The sequence below is a fragment of the Bacteroidota bacterium genome, from assembly GCA_016714535.1.
In the GTDB taxonomy this organism is placed as follows: domain Bacteria; phylum Bacteroidota; class Bacteroidia; order AKYH767-A; family OLB10; genus JADKFV01.
Map to the genome: position 1 here is coordinate 1 of JADKDR010000004.1, position 19,273 is coordinate 19,273.

At 36.4% G+C, this 19,273-nt stretch carries 16 protein-coding genes and 2 pseudogenes; 16 read left to right on the top strand and 2 right to left on the bottom strand.

Annotated elements, in window-relative coordinates; translation table 11 throughout:
• A partial coding sequence (locus tag IPO27_05835; protein ID MBK8846111.1) for a cation transporting ATPase C-terminal domain-containing protein occupies nt 1-302 on the top strand: 302 nt, incomplete at its 5' end.
• Between the two features lie 367 nt (nt 303-669).
• Here IPO27_05835 and IPO27_05840 read toward each other — a convergent pair.
• Nucleotides 670-2,115: pseudogene (locus tag IPO27_05840) on the bottom strand (IS1182 family transposase).
• A gap of 403 nt (nt 2,116-2,518) precedes the next feature.
• On the opposite strand from IPO27_05840, the gene IPO27_05845 reads away from it, so the two are divergent.
• The 12 genes and pseudogenes from IPO27_05845 (at nt 2,519) to IPO27_05900 (ending at nt 14,976) form a co-directional block, all read left to right on the top strand.
• Complete coding sequence (locus tag IPO27_05845) at nt 2,519-3,106, top strand: universal stress protein (GenBank protein MBK8846112.1); 588 nt, start codon at nt 2,519-2,521, stop codon at nt 3,104-3,106.
• Entirely contained in the window at nt 3,103-3,936 is an 834-nt protein-coding gene (locus IPO27_05850; protein MBK8846113.1) for a universal stress protein, read from the top strand. Before IPO27_05845 ends, IPO27_05850 begins: the two co-directional genes overlap by 4 nt.
• Nucleotides 3,937-3,991: 55 nt before the next feature.
• Nucleotides 3,992-5,008, top strand: a complete 1,017-nt coding sequence (locus IPO27_05855; protein MBK8846114.1) for a sodium:calcium antiporter — start codon at nt 3,992-3,994, stop codon at nt 5,006-5,008.
• A 1-nt stretch (nt 5,009) separates the two neighbouring features.
• Entirely contained in the window at nt 5,010-6,134 is a 1,125-nt protein-coding gene (locus tag IPO27_05860; GenBank protein ID MBK8846115.1) for an HAD-IC family P-type ATPase, read from the top strand.
• A 24-nt stretch (nt 6,135-6,158) separates the two neighbouring features.
• A complete protein-coding gene (locus IPO27_05865) occupies nt 6,159-6,626 on the top strand; it encodes a hypothetical protein (protein ID MBK8846116.1) in 468 nt (155 codons plus the stop codon).
• The gene (locus tag IPO27_05870) at nt 6,623-7,585 is read left to right on the top strand and encodes an HAD-IC family P-type ATPase (protein MBK8846117.1); all 963 of its coding nucleotides are present in this window, start codon (nt 6,623-6,625) and stop codon (nt 7,583-7,585) included. The genes IPO27_05865 and IPO27_05870 overlap by 4 nt, the downstream gene beginning before the upstream one ends.
• On the top strand, nt 7,575-8,405 hold the full coding sequence (locus IPO27_05875; protein MBK8846118.1) for a restriction endonuclease: 831 nt from the start codon (nt 7,575-7,577) through the stop codon (nt 8,403-8,405). The genes IPO27_05870 and IPO27_05875 overlap by 11 nt, the downstream gene beginning before the upstream one ends.
• Nucleotides 8,406-9,284: 879 nt before the next feature.
• Nucleotides 9,285-9,809 (top strand): glycosyltransferase, encoded by a 525-nt coding sequence (locus IPO27_05880; GenBank protein MBK8846119.1) that lies wholly within the window; start codon nt 9,285-9,287, stop codon nt 9,807-9,809.
• A 41-nt stretch (nt 9,810-9,850) separates the two neighbouring features.
• Nucleotides 9,851-10,474: an HAD-IB family phosphatase gene (locus IPO27_05885; GenBank protein MBK8846120.1), complete on the top strand. Its 624-nt coding sequence runs from the start codon at nt 9,851-9,853 to the stop codon at nt 10,472-10,474.
• Between the two features lie 3 nt (nt 10,475-10,477).
• Nucleotides 10,478-11,650: a cation:proton antiporter gene (locus IPO27_05890; GenBank protein MBK8846121.1), complete on the top strand. Its 1,173-nt coding sequence runs from the start codon at nt 10,478-10,480 to the stop codon at nt 11,648-11,650.
• Nucleotides 11,637-12,793 (top strand): annotated as a pseudogene (gene nhaA / locus IPO27_05895) (Na+/H+ antiporter NhaA). Before IPO27_05890 ends, nhaA begins: the two are co-directional and overlap by 14 nt.
• A gap of 602 nt (nt 12,794-13,395) precedes the next feature.
• Nucleotides 13,396-14,976 carry an exo-alpha-sialidase gene (locus IPO27_05900; GenBank protein ID MBK8846122.1) on the top strand — a complete coding sequence of 527 codons (1,581 nt, stop codon included), beginning with the start codon at nt 13,396-13,398 and terminating at the stop codon, nt 14,974-14,976.
• 311 nt (nt 14,977-15,287) lie between these two features.
• Here the strand turns inward: IPO27_05900 and IPO27_05905 are convergent, their stop codons facing one another.
• The gene (locus IPO27_05905) at nt 15,288-15,428 is read right to left on the bottom strand and encodes a hypothetical protein (protein ID MBK8846123.1); all 141 of its coding nucleotides are present in this window, start codon (nt 15,426-15,428) and stop codon (nt 15,288-15,290) included.
• Nucleotides 15,429-15,608: 180 nt separating this feature from the next.
• Between IPO27_05905 and IPO27_05910 the strand changes: the two genes are divergently transcribed.
• From IPO27_05910 to IPO27_05920, 3 genes are read left to right on the top strand one after another with little or no spacing between them, the layout of a single operon-like run.
• On the top strand, nt 15,609-17,603 hold the full coding sequence (locus IPO27_05910) for a TonB-dependent receptor (protein MBK8846124.1): 1,995 nt from the start codon (nt 15,609-15,611) through the stop codon (nt 17,601-17,603).
• Complete coding sequence (locus tag IPO27_05915; GenBank protein ID MBK8846125.1) at nt 17,603-18,232, top strand: nicotinamide mononucleotide transporter; 630 nt, start codon at nt 17,603-17,605, stop codon at nt 18,230-18,232. Before IPO27_05910 ends, IPO27_05915 begins: the two co-directional genes overlap by 1 nt.
• Entirely contained in the window at nt 18,225-19,226 is a 1,002-nt protein-coding gene (locus tag IPO27_05920; protein ID MBK8846126.1) for an AAA family ATPase, read from the top strand. The genes IPO27_05915 and IPO27_05920 overlap by 8 nt, the downstream gene beginning before the upstream one ends.
• The last annotated feature ends 47 nt before the right edge of the window (nt 19,227-19,273 follow it).

Consider the following 19,273-nt stretch of genomic DNA (forward strand, 5'->3'; position numbering starts at 1 on the left):
AAGAATCGGCATTTCAAACGGGCTGGTTTATTGAATCAATTTTAACTGAGTTGTTTATTTTATTTATCATTAGAACACATAAAAACTTTTTCAAAAGCAAACCCGGTAAATATCTATTCATTTTAAGTATTGTGGGATTAGTATTGACACTTGGGTTACCATATTTACCATTTGCTAATGATATTGGCTTGACACCTTTGCCATTTCTAAACTTAGGAGCCATGCTAACTATTGTAGCATCATATATACTTACAGCAGACTTGTTGAAAGTGTGGTTTTTTAAAAAGTTTCACAATGCTTAAAGTTGACAGTGACAATTTAACAAGAGAGGAATAACAACTACTGCTAACACAGGGTTTGGCAAAATTGGCGGTTCAGTGCTTCGTATGACAGTTTTTACTATATTTGAACATTGGTGCTTCGTATGAAGTTTAGTGTTAAAAATCGCCACCTTCGCCAAGCCCGAAAACGTCAGGATGTGAAAAAACCTACCTTTTAAAAATTTTGGCGGCCGAAACAGCTTCGTAACGGTGACCATATACGATTTGTGGCGTTTTTAACGGGGGTTGTTTTTTACGCTGCTACACTATGCTCGTGAAATTGAATGCGTAGAAATTGATGTAATGCGGTCGTTTTTGATTTTAGCCGTGAAATCCTTGTGTAGTCAGGATTCCAGTTTTTTAGTTTCTCTAACAGTGGCTGTATACCTAGTATGTTGATTGTGCGCTTGATGTTGTAAACTGTCATGATGAGGCTCCATTCGCCATTTACTTTTTCTAATCCTTTCAAGTTTGTGTAGTAATATCCCCATACTCGTTTTATTGTACCAAATATGTGTTCGTTTATTTCTTGTCGCTTGCGGTATGTTTCCTTGTGGCTGTTATAGCGAGCATTGTTGGCTTCAACTTCGGCAGCAAACTCACTGCGTTCTATTTCGCGGCCTCCTTTGGCGCGCCCTGTGCACAGGTGTTTTGCAGGGCAGGTTTTACATTTTGGTGTACGGTATTTTTTAAATTGGTAAGTATCGCGCTCGCGCGATTTGCGATGCCATGTGCCTGTGGTTGTTAGTGTTGCGCCTTGTGGACATGTATATGTATCGGTGCTTTCATCGTATACAAACTTAGTTACTACGTAATCGGGGGTGGTGCCATGCTCGTTGCTGTTTACTATTTCGGGTGGTGCTACTATGGTTACTATGCCGGCATTGGTGGCCTGCTGTATTTGCCGGCCGTTGTGGTATCCCTTATCTACTATAGCTGTATACGTTGATACATCCATATTTTGCTTTGCTTCGGTGGCAATATCGGTAAGGGCGTTTCTGTCGTTACGGTTTATGGTGTGTGTGGCAGCTACAAGTTTGTGCTTATCGTCAACGGCTGCTTGTGTGTTGTAGGCTACTTCTACTACCTGGCCTTGTATGAGCAATGCGCGTGCATCGGCATCGGTGGTGCTTATCTGCGTGTCGCCACTTTCTTTTAATTCTGTTTCCAGTGTTTCATAAAATATTTTTCGCGCTGCAAGTTGCTCAATCTTTTTGGTAATGTTTGTGATTTTTATCTCGTCTTCGGCTGCATCGCATTTATCCAATTGTGCCATATATTCACTTATTTTATTTTCAATGAATGTAAAGTGGCGCTCAATTTTTTTCTGCGAATAATTATTTTTCTTGCTGTTGTGGGCGCGTATTTTGGTCCCATCTATTGCAATAAGCTCTCCTCCTATTAAGTCAATGTCTTTAAGAAAACTTACAAATAACTTGAACGTATTGCGCAATGCCTTTGGGTTGTCCTTACGAAAATCGGCAATGCTATGGTAGCTCGGTATCAACTTGCCACAGAGCCATTGCATTTCGATGTTGCGCGTGCACTCGCGCTCAAGCTTGCGGCTGCTGCGTATTCCATTGAGGTAGCCATACAAATATATTTTTAAGAATATACTGCTGTGGTACGATGGCCGGCCTTCATCTTTTATGGTGCTTACTGCAAAATCTAATTTCTGTAAATCGAGCTTGCAAACAAAAGCATCAATAAAGCGTACAACATTTTCAGTATCGATGTTGCAATCTAAACTTGATATTTCCATTTGATGCCGGCAGCCCTCAGCTATGTGATGCATATTTATTTTTTTTGCTAAGGTATGTCAACGGTGTCGTTGTAATTTTTATTTTTACCACATGTTGTTAACGTGCAGCTGTTGAGGAAATGGTTTTTGGTTTTTTCACAGGCTGACGTTAGCGGTCATTGTAAAAAGACAGACAGACTATCAAAATATCGACAGAAAAAATGAAAGACAGCCGACCCTTCGCAAAATTAAAAGAGGTGCTTTGCCAACACACAAGCCGACACAAAAGCACCACATTTAATTTTGCCCGACCGCATGGCAACAAAAAATAGGCATTAACTTAATATTGGAAAGCATCAAATTCTATTATGACTTTTATCAAATACTTTTAAATTCTTATTTCATAATTTTACTTACTTTAATTTAAAACACATCAAAAGCAGAGAATAAAGGCAAACTGAATATCAGCTATGAAATTATTAAAGGGTATCCAGTAGAAGACGTTGTAGAGAGTTATGCAATTCACAATAACATCGATTTGATTATTATGGGAACAAAAGGTGCAACTGGTTTGACAAAGGTTCTGATAGGAAGCAATGCAACAGCAGTAATAAACAATAGTAACATTCCTGTAATCACGATTCCTGAGTTTGCCAGGTTTAATAATCTCAAACATATTGTTTACGCAACAGATTTTTTGAATCTAATTAAAGAATTGAAAATGATTTTGCCATTAGCACAATTGTTTGATTCTAATATTCATATTCTGCACATTGTCTCTTCAGAATCTAAAAAGAAAATCAACACAAAGACTATTGTTGATAAACTTCAAATTAAATATCCCAAAATTACTTTCCATGTTTCAATCAACGATGATATTATGGAAGGAATTGATGAATACAATGCCTATATAAAAGCAGACATGCTCGCAATGTTCACCCATGACCTTACTTTTTTTGAAAAATTATTTGGTAAGAGTGTAACGCGACAAATGGCATTTCATACTTGGATGCCTTTATTGACAATTAAAAAGTTGAAATTATGAAAACAATTCTCGTTCCCACTGACTTTTCAATCCCAGCCGATTATGCAATCCACTATGCAATCGGATTGGCTAAGAAATTTAATTCTTCAATTATTCTTTATCATGCGTTCATTCCCTTTGAAAGCGGTTTTTACTCTTATACACAAAGCACAAAAGAAAATCTTGAAACAGAAAATAATTTAATCAAGCGACTTGATAAAATTAAAGAAGGTCTTTTAAAAAAGAACAAGCAACTTTCTGTTTCTATTCATGTTGACCGGGGACCGGAAAGTATTCGATTGGTAGAATTTTGCAAGAAAAAGAAAATCGATTTAATAGTAATGGGAACTACAGGGGCAAGTGGATTAAAAGAAGTTATTATTGGAAGTTTTACTGCAGATACAATGGCTAAAGCACCGTGTCCGGTATTGGCTATACCAAAAGGATGTAAATTTAGAATTCCGAAAAAAATAACTTTTGCATCTGACTATCACAAATCAGATATTCAGGCAATCAGATTTATTTCTGAATGGAATAAGACATTTAAGGCACAAATAAATATTCTACATATTGATGATAGAGAGCAAACAGCAGCATCGGAAGAAAAACTACATACCAAATTCAAAAGAAAAATTGAAAAGGAATGTGAAAATGTTTCAATAACATTTCAGCATACAGAAGGAACTGATATATCAAAAGCAATTTTAGAAATCACATTAAACGATAAGACAGATATCCTGGCTATATCACCAATTAAACACAAAGGGTTTTGGAACAATTTGTTTCATAAAAGCATAACGAAAACTACCGCTTACCATATTCGCATTCCTTTACTTGCAATACCAATTTAATAGAATTTATTATGGTTAATGATAGTCAAAAAGAAGAAATTGGAATTAAATCAGAATGAATATGGATAATTTATACATAAATATTTTAGGATTTGCTGTTTGTGCTGCGGTAATTATTTTCAGTGGCACGAAACTTTCCTTTTATGGAGATAAAATTGCCGACCTCACAGGTATGGGCAAAGCATGGGTAGGACTTATTTTAATGGCATCAGTTACCTCTTTACCGGAATTGATTACAGGGATAAGTTCAGTAGCCATTGTTAAAGCACCAAACCTGGCAGCCGGTGATATTTTCGGTAGTTGTGTTTTTAACCTGCTCATACTTTCTGTCTTAGACGCTAGAATTAAACAACCTCTTTTTTCAATGGTCAAATCGAGCCATATTGTAGCAGCAATTTTCGGAATTATTTTATTAACGGTGGCAGGCATGGCAATTTACTTGTCGAATGAAATACCGTCTGTATTATGGATAAGCAGTTTTTCTTTTGTCCTTTTTGGCGTTTACTTAGTATCCATTTGGGGCATTTTCAAATATGAACAAGCCGCTTTAATTGAATCTCCACCATTTGAGACTCCTCAAAGCCCTACCCATTCGGCCGACCTTAAAAAAGTTATTGGTGGCTATGCACTACATGCCTTAATTGTAATTGGTGCAGCTATATTTCTACCCTATTTTGGTGAGCATATCGCAGCACATACGGGTTTAGGTAATGCCTTTTTCGGCACACTATTTATTGCTGCCGCCACATCATTGCCAGAGTTGGTAGTTTCATTAGCTGCATTACGAATGGGTTCATTAGATATGGCTGTCGGGAATTTATTGGGCAGCAATGTGTTTAATATGTTTATACTGGGTATTGATGATGTTTTTTATCGGGAAGGTTCCTTGTTTAATGCCATTTCTCCCACACATTTATTATCGGTTTTTATCACCATTATCATGACGGCTGTTGTAGGTTTAGGACTTCTTTTTAAACCTAAGAAAAAGCAAATATGGCTTTTAAGCCTTGATACTTTAATAATTGCACTTCTATATATGGCTCTGATGACATATTTATTTATAAAGAAATAAAATGAATTGGCATTTACTCCCACTTTCCGAAATATCACAGTTATTAAACACAACTCCGACAGGCATTGATAATGTTTCCGCTACACAACGGTTGGAAGAGTACGGAAAAAATCAGATTACAGATAAAAAGAAGAAAACTATTGTGCAGATGCTGCTACATCTGTTAACAGATTTCATGATTCTCATTCTTATTGCAGCAGCAATTATATCCGGTGTTTTAGGAGATGTAAAAGATACGGTAATTATTCTTGCCATCATTATTCTTAATGCAGTTGTGGGTTTTATACAAGAGTATCGTGCCGAAAAAGCCATGGAGGCATTGAAACTAATGGCAGCTACTAACGCACGTATATTGCGTGAAGGAAAAGTGATTGATATTCCTGCATCTGATTTAGTACCCGGAGATGTGGTAATGCTCGAAGCCGGAAATATTATTCCTGCTGATATACGGTTCTTTGAAACACATCAGGTTAAAGTAGACGAATCAGCACTGACTGGCGAATCACATAATGTTGAAAAAAATCCCAACGAACTTCCCGAAGGCGATTACCCGCTTGGTGACAGAATTAATATGGGATTCAAAGGAACATTTATTACCAATGGTCGGGCACTTGCTTATGTTGCGGCAACAGGCATGAATACTGAACTCGGTCGCATTGCTAAATTGATTCAAACCGATGAAACTTCAACACCCTTACAAAAAAGTTTAGCTGCTTTTGGAAAACGATTATCTGTTGTTATACTTATCATCTGCACAATAATATTTGTTATTGGCTGGCTCCGTGGCGAAAATATTTTAACCATGCTGCTAACTTCCATTTCGCTTGCCGTTGCAGCCATACCCGAAGCATTGCCTGCACTTATAACCATTGCACTTGCTTTTGGCGCAAAGCGATTAGTAAAAAGCAATGCACTTATCCGTAAACTTCCTGCTGTTGAAACGCTCGGCTCTGTTACTTACATCTGCTCTGATAAAACCGGCACACTTACGCTGAACAAAATGACTGTGCAGGAAGTTTTTGAAACAGCAGATGCAGAAATTAATTCCATATTTTCAGAAAGCAATGCTTTATTAACTGCAATGGCATTGAACAATGATATGACAAATGATAATGATGGAAAATAGTTAAACAATTCAACCAAAACTACATTGATTCAATATACTTTCGACAAAAAATTTAAGCGAACTGATTTGGAAATAAAATTTCCGCAAGTTGGAAAAATCCCTTTCGATTCCACACAAAAGTGCATGACCACATTGCATAAAACCAACAAAGGAATTGTTGCAATTACAAAAGGTGCTGTTGAAGTGCTTTTTGAAAAACTTGATGATGATCAGAAAAAATCTATTCCTGAATTTGAACTCAAAGTAAATGAGATGGCATCAAAGGGTTATCGTGTGTTAGGTTATGCTGTGAGAATACTTCCTTCTGTTCCTGAAAGTTTAATTGCAAACGAAATTGAATCCTCCCTAACATTAATTGGATTTGCAGGGATGATTGACCCGCCACGCGAAGAAGCAAAGCAAGCCGTGTCAGAATGTAAACAAGCTGGAATTATTCCGGTAATGATTACAGGCGACCACAAACTAACTGCCACAGCCATTGCAAAAAAATAGGAATAATAGCTTCTGAAGAAGATATTGTATTAACAGGTTCTGAACTTGCCAAACTAACTCTCGATGAGTTTGAGAAAATAGTTGAGAAGGTGCGTGTCTATGCCAGAGTTAATCCCGAACAAAAACTAAAAATCATAACTGCCTTGCAAGACAAACATCATTTTGTTGCCATGACAGGCGATGGGGTGAATGATGCTCCTGCCCTTAAAAATGCAGACATTGGCATTGCCATGGGAATTAATGGAACAGAAGTATCTAAAGAAGCATCAGACATGATATTGCTCGATGATAATTTTGCCACCATTGTAGTTGCAGTAAAACATGGTCGAAGAATTTTTGATAACATTCTGAAATTCATCAAATATATTATGACCGGAAACTCAGGAGAGATATGGGCAATTTTTCTTGCACCATTTTTTGGTTTACCAATCCCATTGTTAGCAATACACATTCTATGGATAAATCTTGTAACCGATGGACTACCTGGATTAGCTCTTGCTTCTGAGCCATCAGATGCAAACATTATGAAACGAAAGCCAAGAAATCCAAAGCAAAATATTTTTGCAGGAGGTATGGCATGGCATATTCTGTGGGTCGGTTTTCTTATGGGAGTAGTAACCATCGGAATGCAGGCATGGGCAATACATAGTGAAAATTCTCATTGGCAAACAATGGCTTTTACAGTGCTTTGTTTCAGCCAAATGGGGCATGTAATGGCAATCCGCTCAGAGAGCGAATCCATTTTTAAAATTGGAGTGTTTTCAAATAAGCCCATGTTGGGGCTCATAATAACAGTTGCACTACAATTGATGATTATTTACACCCCATTTTTTAATGATGTTTTCAGAACACAACCCTTAACATCTTACGAACTTGCAATAACTGTAGCCGCATCGATTATTGTATTTTGGGCAGTTGAGATTGAAAAATGGATTAAAAGAATAAGAAATGAGAAATAAAATAGTTGTCACAAAAGCTTCCGGTGCAACCGAACCTTTTTCAATAAAGAAATTGCGAAATTCTTTAGAAAGGGCAAAAGCAACTTCGGAAGAAATCAATTTAATAATTGAAACATTATTACCTAAATTATATCAGGGCATCAGCACTAAAAAAATATACAGCGAAGCATTCCGTTTACTTCGCCATCAATCAAAACCTCACGCTGCCCGTTACTATTTAAAAAGGGGAATTATGGAACTGGGGCCTTCTGGTTTTCCTTTTGAGAATTTTGTGGGTGAACTATTCAAACATCAGGGCTATATTGTTCAGGTAGGGAGAATACTGCAGGGAAAATGTGTGAGTCATGAAATAGATGTTATTGCTGAAAAAGAAAATCAGATGATTCTTATGGAATGCAAATATCGGAATCAATCCGGTATTACTGTTGATGTAAAAACACCACTCTACATTCAATCGAGATTTGAAGATGTTTTAGCAAATGGTTTACTCAAAGATAAGGAGAGTATGTTTGCCGGATGGATTACTACCAACGCGAAGTTTACAAGAGATGCTTTGGAGTACGGAAACTGCAAGGGCTTGAATATGCTTAGTTGGGATTACCCTCACAACAAAGCGTTAAAAGATATTATTGATAATTCAGGACTATATCCATTAACCTGCCTTACATCTCTTACACGCCATGAAAAGCAATGGCTACTTGAAAAAAACTATGTGCTTGTAAGAGACATTTACAACAATAAAAATTTATTACTGCAAGCAGGCGTGAAAGAAACAAGATTAAAAACTGTCCTTGATGAAGCAATAAAATTATGTGAATGAAATGACTAAATATGCCACCGCATTTGCAAGCACATTTTATTTTTTTGCAAACACACAATGCAACCGCACCAAAAAATAAAAAGAGCTCGCAAGCCAACGCATCAAGACACCTGTAAAATTAGCCGACACGGGACGACAGGAAATAACAACGAACCGCTAACATTTAGCCGTATAGACGAAAGCCCCTGGGCGAGTCGAATACGTGGGGCTTTTGTCTATACGGTGTTCAGCGACACCGGCATGGGGTGTCGTCATAATTGAGTGGCTTTGCTGGAGGGGGGGCGTGCTAAATTGCTTAGGTGTAATAGTAAAGCAATTTTATTTATTGCAATTGTTTAACTATGGTGTATACGATTTGTGGCGCTTTTAGCTCTTTAATATATCAGGTCAAAAATTACTCTTTCAAATTTCAATTTCACTAAATTGAGCTTTCAAACAAAAGCATCGATAAAGCGTACAACATTTTCAGTATCGATGTTGCAATCTAAACTTGATATTTCCATTTGATGCCGGCAGCCCTCAGCTATGTGATAGATATTTTTTTTTTGCTAAGGTATGTCAGCAGTGTCGTTGTAATTTTTATTTTTACCACATGTTGTTAACGTGCAGATATTGATGAATTGGTTTTTCACAGGCTGACGTTAGCTGCAACTGCATTGGGACAGTGCTTCTATCAAAGTTTTGAGCGGACAACGACCGAAAGTTAAACTTCGGCAAAGCCGTTTGACTATCCTTCGCAAAAGCAAAAGAGAAGCAAAGCCACGCAAAAAGCTAACGCACTTTTGCTTCACATTTGCTTTTGCCCCACGCACAAATACCGTTTTTCATAGCGGCATGCCGGCTCAAAAAGTTACCTTTGACAAAATCTATAAACAACAAATGATAACAGTAATTATTCCAACACTTAACGAAGAAGAAAACATTGCCAGTGTTGTGACCTTTGCAAAAGGGCAACCTCATGTAACGGAGGTAATTGTAGTGGACGACAAATCGCTGGACAAGACAGTTTCTATCGCACAGGAACATGGAGCAAAGGTTATCACCAGCACCAAATTGGGTAAAGGTGCATCTATGAAAGATGGTATCTTGTGTGCAACTAATAACATCATTGCTTTTCTTGATGGCGACATTGACCCATATCCTCACTATACCATTAAATTATTGACCGACCCCATCTTGCAAGGTGAAGTTGATTTTGTAAAATCCTCATTCAATCGCAATGCTGGTAGGGTAACAGAACTTGTAGCAAAACCACTTCTCAGTATTTTCTTCCCTGACTTACTTCGGTTTAGTCAACCTCTAAGCGGAATGATTGCAGGAAAAAAATCACTCTTTCTGCAATTAGATTTCAGAGACGATTACGGTGTGGACATAGGCATACTGATAGATATGCACCTGTTTTAGATAACCAACTCAGCACACTCAGCAAATTGGTTGTGTTTGATATGGATAACACGCTTTTGCAAGGTCGCTTTATTGATACCTGTGCAGGCAAATTTAATTTCAAAAAAGAGTTGATGAACATTCGTTCTGCCGAAACTGATGTTATCATTCTCACCAAAAGAATTGCCACACTGCTAAAAGGAAAAACAATTAGTGAATTGATTGAAGTAGCTGATAGCATTTCAGTAATAGAGGGAACAAAGGAAATAATTTCACAACTCAAACAGCGGGGCTACATGGTTGGAATTATTTCAGATAGTTACGACTGCATTACCAACCACATCAAAAACAAATTGGGAATGGATTTTTCACTTTCCAATGAACTTGAATTTTCAAAAAGCATTTGCACAGGCGAAGTAAAAATTCCTTCCTTTCTTTTCAGCAATGCAAAGAGTTTGTGCAAGCATTCGCTTTGCAAAACCAATGCACTGTTAAGCATACTTGAAAAATACAGCATCCAAAAAGAAAACTGTATTGCCATTGGCGATAGTATGAACGACCTTTGCATGATTAAAGAAGCTGGGCTTGGAATTGCCTTTTGTTCAAAAGACGAATTGCTAAATCACCATGCAGACATAATACTTAATGAACAAAGTTTTTCTGAACTACTTAACTTGACTAAGTAAAATATGACCACAGCTATTATTATCACAATCTGCCTACTACTTCTGCTGGCATATATCTTTGACATTAGTTCGCCTCTTACAAAAATTCCTTCCGTTATTCTGCTTTTGCTTTTAGGTTGGTTAGTCAGACAAACAACTGACTTCTTCCAATTACATATTCCTGACTTAAATCCACTACTGCCAATATTCGGAACAATTGGTTTAATCCTTATTGTGTTGGAAGGTTCCTTAGAACTTGAACTCAACAAATCAAAAATCTCAATAATTAAAAAATCATCACTCAATGCACTTATTCCAATGTTTGCATTGGCATTTCTTTTTGCATTTGCTTTTCAATACTTCGGGCAAGTATCCTTTAAAATAGCGTTGGTAAATGCAATTCCATTTTGCGTTATCAGCAGTGCTATTGCTATACCAAGCGTTAGAAATCTTTCTGCCTATCATAAAGAGTTTACAATTTATGAAAGCAGTTTGTCAGATATTTTTGGTGTTTTGTTTTTCAATTTCATTGCACTCAACGAAATTATCAATGCTCAATCATTTGGGAACTTTGCTTTGGAATTGCTTCTCATCATTGTCATTTCATTTTTCGCAGTTTTAGGACTTTCATTTTTACTAAGCCGTATTAAACATCACATCACTTTTACTCCAATTATTTTAATGGTCATTCTCATTTATGCAGTTTCTAAAGTTTATCATTTGCCTGGCTTAATTTTTATTCTTGTTTTTGGTTTATTTCTTGGCAATCTTGACGAACTGAAACAGTTTAACTGGATTGAAAAATTAAGACCCGAAAAGTTAGACAAAGAAGTAAAGAAGTTCAAGGAGATTACAGTAGAGGCAACTTTTCTAATTCGTGCATTATTCTTTATGTTGTTTGGTTTTCTAATGGAAGCAAAAGAAATTTTCAATCCTGAAACTATTCCTTGGGCTGCCGCCATTGTAACTTCAATCATTTTGGTCAGATGGCTTGCACTTAAAATTTCTAAGATATCGGCATCACCACTTTTATTTATAGCACCAAGGGGACTAATCACCATTCTACTTTTCTTAGCCATTTTGCCCGAACAAAACATATCAATCGTAAACAAATCCCTCATCATACAAACCATTATACTTTCAGTTCTTGTAATGATGTTAGGTCTAATGACAGCAAAGAAAAATGAATCTCACTAAGTTATTTACCGATTTTTTTGACAGCGAAAAAACAGGCGGACTAATTTTAGTCTTCGTGACAGCTCTTTCACTTGTTCTTGCTAATTCTGCCTGGCAGACAGACTATATTAATTTTTGGCATATTGACTTGGGTGGACACAGTATTGTTCATTGGATTAATGACGGACTAATGACCATCTTTTTTCTCCTCATCGGTTTAGAGTTAGAAAGAGAAATTTATCAAGGAGAACTTTCTGACATAAAAAATGCTTCATTACCAATCTTTGGAGCAATAGGCGGTATGATTGTTCCAGCTGGACTATTTTTATTGCTCAACTTCGGGTCAGACACTCAAGCAGGTGCAGGTATTCCAATGGCGACAGATATTGCTTTTGCTATCGGCATATTATCTCTTTTAGGCAATCGTGTTCCGACCTCTCTAAAAATATTTTTGACAGCTTTGGCAGTAATGGACGACTTGGGAGCAATCATAGTTATTGCAATTTTCTACACGACCTCAATTGCATTTGTAAATTTATTTATTGCATTGGGCATTTTTGCGTTTCTACTCATTCTAAACCGATTGAAAGTTCACAACCTAATTCCATATTTAATTGGTGGTGCAGCAATGTGGTATTTTATGTTGCATTCAGGTGTTCACGCTACAATAACTGGTGTTTTGTTGGCATTTGCCATTCCATTTGGCAACGGTGGAGAAAAATCACCTTCATATATTCTTCAACATTTCTTACACAAACCAGTTGCTTTTTTTATTCTGCCATTGTTTGCAGTAGCTAATACTTGCATTGCGGTTGGCGATAGTTGGCAAAGTGGTTTAGGACAAACAAATAGTTTAGGGATTATTGTAGGACTCGTAATCGGTAAGCCTTTAGGCATTTGGCTCTTTTCGTTTATCGGTGTTGGCTTGGGACTTTGTGCATTGCCGACAGACTTGAAATGGAAAAATATAATTGGTGCAGGTTTTTAGGCGGTATCGGTTTTACAATGTCAATCTTCATTACGCTTCTTGCGTTTGACAATGCAGACAACGTAAACAATTCAAAAATTGCAATTCTAATTGCTTCACTTATTGCGGGAACAATTGGTTTTATCTTTCTTAAACTGACACTTAAAACACTAGTAGAAAATGACGAAACAACTTGACGATAGAAAAATGCGTCTATAATAGCAGCTACAAGAAATTGGCGGTTCAGTGGTTAAATGAAATTTTGTGCTTCGTATCAAGCTCAGTGGTAGCAGACAGTTTAGTGCTCCGTAATCGCCAAATTCTTGTATTTGCAAAACGTCAGGATATGAAAAAACCCATTTTGGAAAATTTTGCCAGCCGAAACAATTCCGTAACGGTAACGATATACGCTTTATGCCTCTTGTAGTTTAAAATACCACGACAACAATTCCTCTTTCAAATTTCAATTTTACGAAATCGAGTTTGCAAACAAAAGCATCGATAAAGCGTACAATATTTTCAGTATCGATATTGCAATCTAAACTTGATATTTCCATTTGGTTGCGGTAGCCCTCAGCTCTGTGATGCATATTTATTTTTTTTCAAAGACACGTCAACGGTGTCGTTGTAATTTTTATTTTTACCACATGTTGTTAACCTGCAGCTGTTGTAGAGTTGTTTATTTTACAGGCTGTTGTTAGCCATAGCGCTATTGAGGCTTCAAACATTTAATCCAACTTTGGTGTTAAAGACTATATTGAAATAAGTTAAACCTTTGCACAAAAAACATCACAAAAAAATGATGAAAAAGATACTCTCAATTTATGTTTTACTTGTTGCCTTTTACATAGGCAATGCCCAAACCACCAATACAAACATTAGCAACGGTATTCTATTTGACGGTGAACCTTACCTGGTTATCAATCCTACAAATAATCAAAACTTAGTGGCCGCCTGGATGGGTTTCAAGTTTTCAAATGGACAATATAAAATTGCAATTAAAACAAGGGCAAGTTTTGATGGTGGTAATTCGTGGAGCATCGTAAACACATTGCCTCATTTCGGAACCGGTTATGGTTCGGCTGATGTTTCTATGGCTTTTGACAAGACCGGATTATTGTATATTTCATACATCGATTATAAGCAAGCACCCGATAGCGGAGGAATTTATGTTTCCCGCTCTTTTGATGGCGGATTAAACTGGAACGCTCCGACAAAAGCCTTTGACATGTATGATGTAGCAAACAAACGACCTATTGACCGACCCTGGCTTGTAGTTGACAATTCCAACACAGTAAATTCAGGAACACTTTACATTACCACCAAACCCGCTCCCTGGATTGCACCACCTAATAGAAACTATTATAAAGTTTCTTCTGATAGTGGTTATACATGGACTTCTATTGCCAATGTAGATGGAGGGGTGCATTTGGTTGGAAATTTAATTGCTGCTCCAATGGCGGCTCCGGCAACTACAATAAATGGAAATTTCTGCGCTGTTTATCCGAGTTATGTAAATAGTCAAAATCCTTTACCAGCATACTACTTTGCAAAATCAAATGACAAAGGGCAAAACTTTTCATACACCACTGTATTTGCAGCTATTCCTGCGGCAAATGATACCAATTTCAAAAACGGATACCAACTAATTGCACAATATGCAGACAGCAACAAATTGATTTTTTTAACTCCCGATGCACAAAATGGCGATGCTGATATTATGGCATTTCATACTAACGATGGTGGTCAAACATGGAGTAGTCCGATTCGTATAAATGACGATTCATTGTCTAATGGAAAAGCACAGGATATGGTGTGGGGTTCATACAATGAACAAGGCAATCTGGTTGTTACATGGCGCGACAGACGCAATTCAGTTGCAAACGGATTTTGGAATGCCGGCTATGATTTTTATTATGCCACAAGCTCCGATAACGGACAAACATTTTCTACAAATAAAAAAATGACGAGCCAATTTGTTGATTTTGATTCTCTTCTTACTCTTAGCGGAAATGATTTTATGAGCTGTGTTTATACAGGTGATACACTTTGCACTGTTTGGGGCGATACCCGAAATGGGATAATGAATATCTACTTCGCAAAGATAATTGCAAGCACCAACACCAATGTTGGATTTACTTTGCTTGAAGGTGAAGAACCGCAGTGGAAAATATTTCCGAACCCGACTAACGATTATTTAAATGTTACATTTTCAAACAACATGACCGGTAAGGAAATTTCCGTATATGATGCCAATGGTAAAAAAATGTTTAATCAAACTATCACAGATTCCTATATCAAAATCAAAACACAAACTTTAGCGAAAGGGATTTATTTTTTGAAAATTGAAAATGATGTTAAATATTTTATAAAAGAATAAAATTAGATTGGACACCTAAGAGTGCACATCAATCTGAACAAAGTGTGAGTAAACTTGACAAGACAAATCTCCGCATAGTCAGTAGAGCTAAAGATAGCGGGGTCTCCATACTTCACCTGTGCTCAGTTAAAATGAAAAGTGGAATTTCAATTCTACAAAATTTAGCGCTAAAACTCCCCAACATTGTAAACCCCATACCGTCAGTTTGCAAAAAACGCTCATTTGAAAATTTCGACAACCAAAACAATTCCATAACCGTAACCATATACGATTTATGGCTCTTTTTGTAATTTAAAATACCGGGGCAACTATTACTTTTCTAATTTCAATTTCACTAAATTGAACTTGCTTACAAAAGCATCAATAAAGCGTACAATATTTTCAGTATCGATGTTGCAACCTAAACTTAATATTTCCATTTGATGCCGGCAGCCCGCAGTTATGTGATGCATATTTTTTTTTGCTAAGGTAAGTCAGCAGTATCGTTGTAATTTTTATTTTTACAACATATTTTTAACGTGCAACTGTGGGCTGTTTAGTTTTTTCATAGGCTCACGTTATGCCCCAAGCTATAACAACTATATAACCAACATATTCACAGTTTAGAAACAAGTAAAAAAGAACAAAAGAGAATGACGAAATATTTTATACTTTTTCTAATAACAATACTAACCTGCCACCAACTTAAAGCCCAAAAGGCATTGCAACTTGATACAACAAAAACGTTGAAAGAGGTACTTGTAACGTATCAAGCCGACAAGTTAACTCCAATAACTTTTCAAAACATAAGTTCAATAGACCTTAAAACAAAATCAACAGGGCAAGAACCTTCGTTCTTGCTTTCTGAAACTCCATCAATCACAAATTATTCAGACGCAGGAAACTCACAAGGCTATTCCTATTTCCGATTTAGAGGCATTGACCAGACAAGAATTAACATGACGCTTGATGGAGTTCCATTAAACGAACCCGAAGACCAGGGAGCATATTTCTCAAACTATCCCGACATCTTTAATTCAGTAAGTAAAATTCAAATCCAAAGAGGTGTTGGAACTTCTAAAAACGGAGTTGGAAGTTACGGTGGTAGCGTTCAGATATTTTCTCCAAACCTTTACGATTCAACAAAAACAACTTTCGGTTTAGGCTACGGTTCATTTAATAGTTTAAGAGCTTTTGGAGAATACAACAGTGGAGTTAAAAACCGCAAAGCACTTTATGTTAGAGCATCACAAATTTATTCTGACGGTTATAAATACAATTCTTCAAACAACTCACAATCTGTTTATATCAGTAGTGGTTTGTTCTACGACAAATCAACATGGATAATAAATTTACTTGCCGGGCACCAACAAAACCAATTGGCTTGGCTTGGCGTTTCAGATTCTTTAATTTCAATTGACAGACAAACCAACGCTAACAAAAATGAAAAAGACCAGTTCACTCAATGTCTGGTAAAACTTCAAAATAATTGGCGACCAAATAATTACTCATCAGTTCAATCAAGTATTTACTATACTTTCTTGAAAGGCAACTACGATTTTAATCTGAACGGCTTTTTAGGATTACCAACAACAGTCGAACTTTACAAGTATGCTTTCCAATCCAACCTAATTGGCTTTTTTAGCAATTATACTTTTTCAAAAAAGCAATTCAACTGGACAACAGGAGTTCATGGAAATATTTATGACCGCCAACACACAGGCAGCGAAAAAACTTTAGGCCAACTTTATATAAACACTGGCTATAAAAATGAAGCAAGTGTTTTTACAAAAGCAGATTACACTTTCAAGTGGCTTACCTTCTTTGCCGACATTCAATATCGTTATTCATCCTTTGACTACAAAGGAACGGTTACCCTTGAAAAAATGGAATGGCATTTCATCAATCCAAAAGCAGGTTTGAGTATTAACATAAAACAAAATTCAGTGATTTATTACAGCATTGGTAGTACAGGCAGAGAGCCAACAAGAAACGATATGTTTGGAGGAAATGATGATTTGTTAGCCGACAGTTTAGGCAACGCCATTATTTCAATCAAAACGCCTGAGTATGTTGTCAATCACGAATTTGGTTTCAGAAACCAATCAAGTAAACTGAATTTCAATTTAAATCTTTACTACATGGATTTCGAAAATGAAATTGTACTTGACGGAAAGTTTGGACCAAATGGTTTGGCACTCACAAATAAAGTTGAACAAAGTTTTAGAACAGGAATTGAGTTAAACCTTACTTACAAAGTAAACAAAAGTTTTTCACTCATCAATAACTCTTCGTTCAATTATAGTCGTATCAAAGAACAAAAAGAAGTGTTCACTCCTATTCTCACACCGCCTTTAATCATCAATCAAGAAGCGGTTTATTCCTACAAAGGTTTTTCGGTAGCAGTTTCTGCAAGGTATCAAGACAAATCATTCATTGACTTTGCAAATACTTCTACTGTTAAAAGTTATTTCCTTATAAATGGACGAATTAGTTATGACATCAAATGTTTTCAGCTTTGTGTTTTCGTAAACAATATTACCGACTCCAAATATTTCAATAATGGCTATATAGATTTTGACGGAAGCAAAAAATATTTTGTGCAAGCACCGACTAACTTTTATGTTTCGCTTAAATATAGCTTCTGATGCACTTCTTTGAAATAAAAAATATTGCATTTCAAATTTTGGATTACCCAATCAGCTATGTTGAGTTGACAGGAACATTGTTTGGATTGTCTTCGGTTTACTTTGCATCTAGGGCAAACATTTTAACTTGGGCAACAGGAATAGTGAACGAATTTTTTCTTTTCATTTTGTTTTTTCAGGTTCAACTCTATGCAGACATGTTTCTGCAAATTTACTTTTTCGTTGTAACGCTTTACGGGTGGTATAAGTGGAATTCAAAGACAAGTGAAAACAAAATTTCTGAAACAAGTTCCAGAAACAAAATACTTCTTGCTGCATCTATCCTAATAGGAACATTGATTTCTGGTTTTTTCTTTACCAATATTCACTTGTACTTGCCAACATATTTTAAAATAGAAGCGGCTTACCCTTTCACCGATTCGTTTGTAATGGTTTCAAGCATTGTTGCTACAGTCCTACTCGCCAAAAAGAAAATTGAGAATTGGCATTTATGGATTGCTATTGATTTAGTTTGTGTTGTCCTCTATTTTAAAAAGGGAATTTTCTTTCTATCACTTGAATATTTTATTTTTCTTGGGCTTGCATCTTACGGACTCTATCACTGGAGAAAACAATTGAGCAATGACTAAAGCATTTGTGTTCGGAAAATTTCTGCCTTTTCACAAAGGACACGAGGCGATGATAAATTTCGCCTTGAGCAAGTGTGGCTACCTCACAGTGTTAGTCTGTTGCAGTGACAAGGAAAATATTCCCGACACAGTTAGAAAGAGGTGGATTGAAAAGACATTTGAAAATGAAAAGAAAGTTGAAGTAAGAACCTTCAACTATTTAGAAAGTGAATTGCCAAACACCTCAGAAACTTCAAAAGAAGTTTCTGAAATCTGGGCAGACATTTACAAAAAGCAATTGCCTGATTATTCGCTTCTAATTACATCCGAAGAATACGGAAACTTCGTTGCTTCCTTTATGAATATAAAGCACATTGCTTTTGACATCCCCAAAAAACTTTTCCCTGTTTCGGCTACTGCTGTTCGTAACAATGTGTTTGCTAATTGGAAATTTTTGCCCGACAGTGTGAAACCCGACTTTGCAATTAAGGTTGTGATATTAGGAACGGAATCAACAGGCAAGACAACTTTGTCAGAAAACCTTTCGAAGCATTTCAATTGCAGTTTGGTTTTGGAAGCAGCAAGAGAAATTATTGCCAACTCAAATAATTTCAGTTTTGACGACTTGCACCTTGTAGCAATAGAACACGCTAAGAGGATTGACAAAACTATTTTAGCAAACAGTCCGCTCGTAATTATTGACACCGATATTCACACAACAAAATCTTATTCAAGATTCACCTTTGAAAAGGAACTTGAAACAAGTGCTGACATTTATAATTCCAATAGAGCAAATATTTATCTCTACCTCAATAACGATGTTGATTATTTACAAGACGGAACGCGATTGAGAGAAGTAGAACGAAATTTATTAGACCTTTCGCATAGACAAGTTTTGGCAGAACATAACATTGACATTATAGAAATAAAAGGTGCTTGGGACGAAAGGTTTGAAAAGGCAGTTGAACAAATAAACAAACTAATAGCAACAAATGGACAAAAGCACTGGGCATAACATTTGCCAAAATTCGAAACTCCACTCGAGTAGAGCAAACAAGGATT